Below are 3,969 nucleotides of genomic sequence, written 5' to 3'. Positions count from 1 at the left end.
CCCATGACCAACCCCTTCGACGACCAGGACGGCACCTTCCTCGTGCTCGTCAACGACGAGAACCAGCACTCGCTGTGGCCGCAGTTCGCGGACGTCCCGGCCGGCTGGACCGTCACCCACGGCCCCGACACCCACGCCGCCTGCCTGGAGTACGTGGAGAAGTCCTGGACCGACATGCGGCCCAGGAGCCTGGCCGACGCCATGGACGCCCAGCGGTAGCCGACGTGACCACCACCGACACCAGGGACGGGGCCCGCGACACCGCGGGCCCCGCCCGGCCCCGCGACCCCGCCGAGCCCGCAGGCCCCGCCGAGCCCCACGACCTCGCCGCGGACCTGCTCACCCCCGAGGCCCGCCGCGACCCGTACCCGTTCTACGCCCGCATGCGGAGCGAGAGCCCGGTCCACCGCAGTGCCCAGGGCATCTGGTACCTCACCCGGTACGCCGACGTCGAGGCGGCACTGACCGACCCGCGGCTGTCCAACGACCGGGACCGGATGACCCGCGCCTACGTCGCCCTCGGCGGCGACCTGAAGTCCTTCAGCCGGCTCACCGACCGGCTCGGCCGGGTGATGTCCAACACCGACCCGCCGGACCACGCCCGGCTGCGCAAGCTCGCCAACCGGGCCTTCACCGCCCGGCGCGTCGAAGCCCTGCGCGACGGCGTCCAGCGGATCGTCGACCGGCTGATCGACCGGGCCGTCCAGGCCGGGCCGGCCATGGACCTGATCGAGGCCGTCGCCGCCCCGCTGCCGATGTCCGTCGTCTGCCGGCTCTTCGGCATCCCGGACGACGACCTCCCGCAGGTCAAGACCTGGTTCAGCCGCTTCGGCCGGCTGAGCGAGGACCTCGACAAGTCCGAGGAGGCGATCGACCAGTACGAGGAGTACCTCGCCCGCCTCATCCGCGCCCGCCGGGCCGACCCGGGCGACGACCTGATCAGCGCCCTGGTCGCCACCCAGCAGCAGGACGACCGGCTCACCGACTCCGAACTGCTGTCCACCTGCTTCGTCCTGATCACCGCAGGCGACGAGACCACCACCCAGCTGATCGGCAACGGCATGCTGGCCCTGCTGCGCCACCCCGACCAGCTGGCCCGGCTGCGCGCGGACCCGGGGCTGATCCGCGGCGCCGTCGAGGAACTCGCCCGCTACGACACGGTGACCCAGGCGATCGTCCGGGTCGTCGCGGAGGACCTGGAGATCGGCGGGCGGACGCTGCGCGAGGGCGAGCTGGTCTACCTGTTCCTCGGTGCGACCAACCGCGACCCCGAGCGCTTCGAGGACCCCGACCGGCTCGACCTGACCCGGCCCGACAACCGCCACCTCAGCTTCGGCAACGGCCCGCACTTCTGCCTCGGCGGCCCGCTGGCCAAGCTCCAGGCGGAGGTGGCCGTCGGCACCCTGGTGCGCCGGCTGCCCGGGCTGCGGCTGGCCGACGGGGCCTCGCTGGAGTGGCGGCCCAACCCGCTGCAGCGGCGGCTGAGCGCCCTCCCGGTCACCTACTGACCCATGACGACCACTGACCCATGACGACGAAGGAGAACCCGACCATGGCCCGAGAGTTCGAGGTCCGCAAGGAACAGGACCTGCCCGCGACCCCCGAACAGGTCTGGGCCGCGGTCGCCACCGGCGCCGGCAACCTCGGCTGGCTGTACCCCATGGAGATCGAGCCGCGCGTCGGCGGAAAGGTCACCCGGGCCGAGAGCACCGTCGTGGCGTGGGAGCCGCCGAGCCACTTCGCCGTCCGGGCGACCCTGGGCGACGAGTTCTCCAACACCCTCAGCTACCGGATCGAGCCGGTGGACGGCGGAACGAGCCACCTGCGGATGGGAATCCACTGGGTGCACCAGGGCGTCTGGGACGAGGTCTGGGACCGGAAGGCGGACGCGGCCGAGAAGCACGTCCACTTCTACCAGCACAGCCTCGCCGAGTACCTGCGGCACTTCGCCGGCCGCCCCGCCGTCTACGTCAAGACCGGGCGCCCCGAACCCACCGCCGACCCGGCCGACTTCGCCGCCCTGCGCCGACGCCTCGGCCTCGCCGAGGACGCGGCCGTCGGCGACCGGCTCACCCTCCACGTCCCCGGCCGGGAGGGCGGCCCGGAGGAGGTGGTCGTGGACTGGCTCAGCCCCGACTTCGTCGGCCTGCGCGGCCCGGACGCGCTGTACCGCTTCTTCAACGGCAGCACCTGGAACACGCCGATCTGGCTGGCCCACCACCTGTTCGCCGAGAACACCGACGAGCAGCGGGCCACCGAGGCGTGGACCGCCTGGCTCAACGACACCCAAGCCTAGGACCCCGATGCAGACCTCCACCGAAACCCTGCTCTACGCCGCCGAACTCGTCGAGGAGAACGGCAGGTACACCCTCGTCGTCCAGGACGTGCGGCGGGACACCGTCCAGACCACCCCGGTGCCCAAGTCCATGGTCGACAAGCTCCCGACCTTCCTGTCGGCGCTCGCCGCGAAGCTCAACCCCGCGCCCTCGCGCGGCCGCTGGTAGTTCCGGGACAGCCGGGCTCCGGGTCGTCTCCCGCCAGGACGACCCGGCGCCCGGTCCCACGTCCGCCGGCCGGATCACCGCCCGGCCGGCGCCTCCGGGGCGGCGGCACCGGCCGGGGTTCCGCGCGAGGAGAGGAGTTCCGCGACCGGATCGGCACTGCCCGAGGCGCTCAGCTCCTGCACCAGCTCGCAGTTCCGGGCGACCCTGCCGGAGACCCACTCGCGCAGCCACGCGGACAGCCGGGGGAGCGGCAGGTCGGACGGGGCCAGCCCGGCGAGCACGCACCCGGTGGCCGCCGCCCCGCCGACGTTGACGACCACGTCCGGCAGGACGGTGTGGCCGGCCTCGCGCAGCAGCCGGCGGGCCGGTGCGGTGCAGCTCATGTTCCCGCCCTCGACCACCAGACGGGCCCGCACCGCCGGTACCGCCTCCTCGTCGACCGCGGAGGCGGACGCCGCCAGCACCAGCACGTCGGCGTCGACGTGCAGCCACGCCTGCCCGGGCCCGTGGACCGTGACCCGGGCGGGCAGTCGGCTCCGGTCGATCGTTCCGTCGCTGCTGGTGAGCGCGGCGAGTTCGGCGACGGGCAGTCCGCGCTGGTCCTCGACGGTGCCCCGGACGTCGGCCACGGCCACCACCCGGTGGCCGTGCGCGGCCAGGTGACCGGCCACCGCGCGTCCGACGGTGCCGAAGCCCTGGACCGCGACGCGCTGCGGGGTCCGCGTACCGGAGGCCCGTAGGGCGCCGAGCACCGCGACGGCCACGCCGAACCCGGTGATGTCGGCCATGTGGTCCCACAGTTCGGCCCAGTCCACGGTGAGGCGGGTGGTGCCGGGGCGGCGGGTGACGTCGTACCCGGCGGCCTCGAAGGCCAGCTGCCGGTCGGCGTAGGTGGTGCCCTGGTCGCACCCCAGGTACACCCCGCCGTGCAGCAGCGGGGCCGCGGCGCGGCCGAACCCCCGCATCACCGCCCGCCGCTCGACCGTGGCGCCCGGATCGGGGGCGATGCCCGCCTTGGCGCCACCGATGGGCAGGTCGACCAGTGCCAGCTTGTGGGTCATCGCCCTGGCGAGCCCGGCCAGTTCCCGCTCGGTCACCCCCTCGGTCATCCTGGTGCCGCCCATGGCCAGGCCGTCGACCACGGAGTCGACGACGACCCAGCCCCGGGCCTGGCACTGCCCGAGATCCAGGGCGGTGGAGAGCATGGGCCCGGTCACCGGGCCCGCACCGTGCGGTGCGGTCGTCCGGTTCACCGCGCACCGTCCTCCGGGACGGACCGCAGGCGCAGGCTGCGGGGGCGCATGTCGGTCCACACGCGTTCGATGTGCGCGAGGCACTCGTCCTTCGCGCCCCGGACGCCGACCTCGTGCCAGCCCGCCGGCGACTCGCGGTCGGCGGACCAGATCGAGTACTGCTCCTCGTCGTTGACGACGACCTTCCACTGCTCGGATGCTTCGCTGGTCAT

Annotated in this window: 6 protein-coding genes; 4 read left to right on the top strand and 2 right to left on the bottom strand. The window is 73.8% G+C overall.

What is annotated here, in order from left to right; genetic code table 11:
* The first annotated feature begins 3 nt into the window (after window positions 1-3).
* From ACIQ87_RS24430 to ACIQ87_RS24415, 4 genes are read left to right on the top strand one after another with little or no spacing between them, the layout of a single operon-like run.
* On the top strand, window positions 4-219 hold the full coding sequence (locus ACIQ87_RS24430; protein WP_402410072.1) for an MbtH family protein: 216 nt from the start codon (window positions 4-6) through the stop codon (window positions 217-219).
* A gap of 5 nt (window positions 220-224) precedes the next feature.
* Window positions 225-1,508, top strand: coding sequence for a cytochrome P450 (locus ACIQ87_RS24425; protein WP_402410071.1), 1,284 nt, complete (start codon window positions 225-227; stop codon window positions 1,506-1,508).
* Window positions 1,509-1,528: 20 nt separating this feature from the next.
* Window positions 1,529-2,296, top strand: a complete 768-nt coding sequence (locus tag ACIQ87_RS24420; RefSeq protein WP_402410070.1) for an SRPBCC domain-containing protein — start codon at window positions 1,529-1,531, stop codon at window positions 2,294-2,296.
* 7 nt (window positions 2,297-2,303) lie between these two features.
* Complete coding sequence (locus ACIQ87_RS24415; RefSeq protein ID WP_402410069.1) at window positions 2,304-2,504, top strand: hypothetical protein; 201 nt, start codon at window positions 2,304-2,306, stop codon at window positions 2,502-2,504.
* A gap of 74 nt (window positions 2,505-2,578) precedes the next feature.
* Here the strand turns inward: ACIQ87_RS24415 and ACIQ87_RS24410 are convergent, their stop codons facing one another.
* Both ACIQ87_RS24410 and ACIQ87_RS24405 read right to left on the bottom strand, forming a co-directional pair.
* Window positions 2,579-3,721: a Glu/Leu/Phe/Val dehydrogenase dimerization domain-containing protein gene (locus ACIQ87_RS24410; protein ID WP_402410067.1), complete on the bottom strand. Its 1,143-nt coding sequence runs from the start codon at window positions 3,719-3,721 to the stop codon at window positions 2,579-2,581.
* Between the two features lie 32 nt (window positions 3,722-3,753).
* Window positions 3,754-3,969, bottom strand: a complete 216-nt coding sequence (locus ACIQ87_RS24405; RefSeq protein WP_402410065.1) for an MbtH family protein — start codon at window positions 3,967-3,969, stop codon at window positions 3,754-3,756.

Source organism: Kitasatospora sp. NPDC096204 (genome assembly GCF_044763205.1).
Taxonomy (GTDB): Bacteria; Actinomycetota; Actinomycetes; order Streptomycetales; family Streptomycetaceae; genus Kitasatospora.
This window is presented reverse-complemented; position numbering and strand designations above follow the sequence as displayed.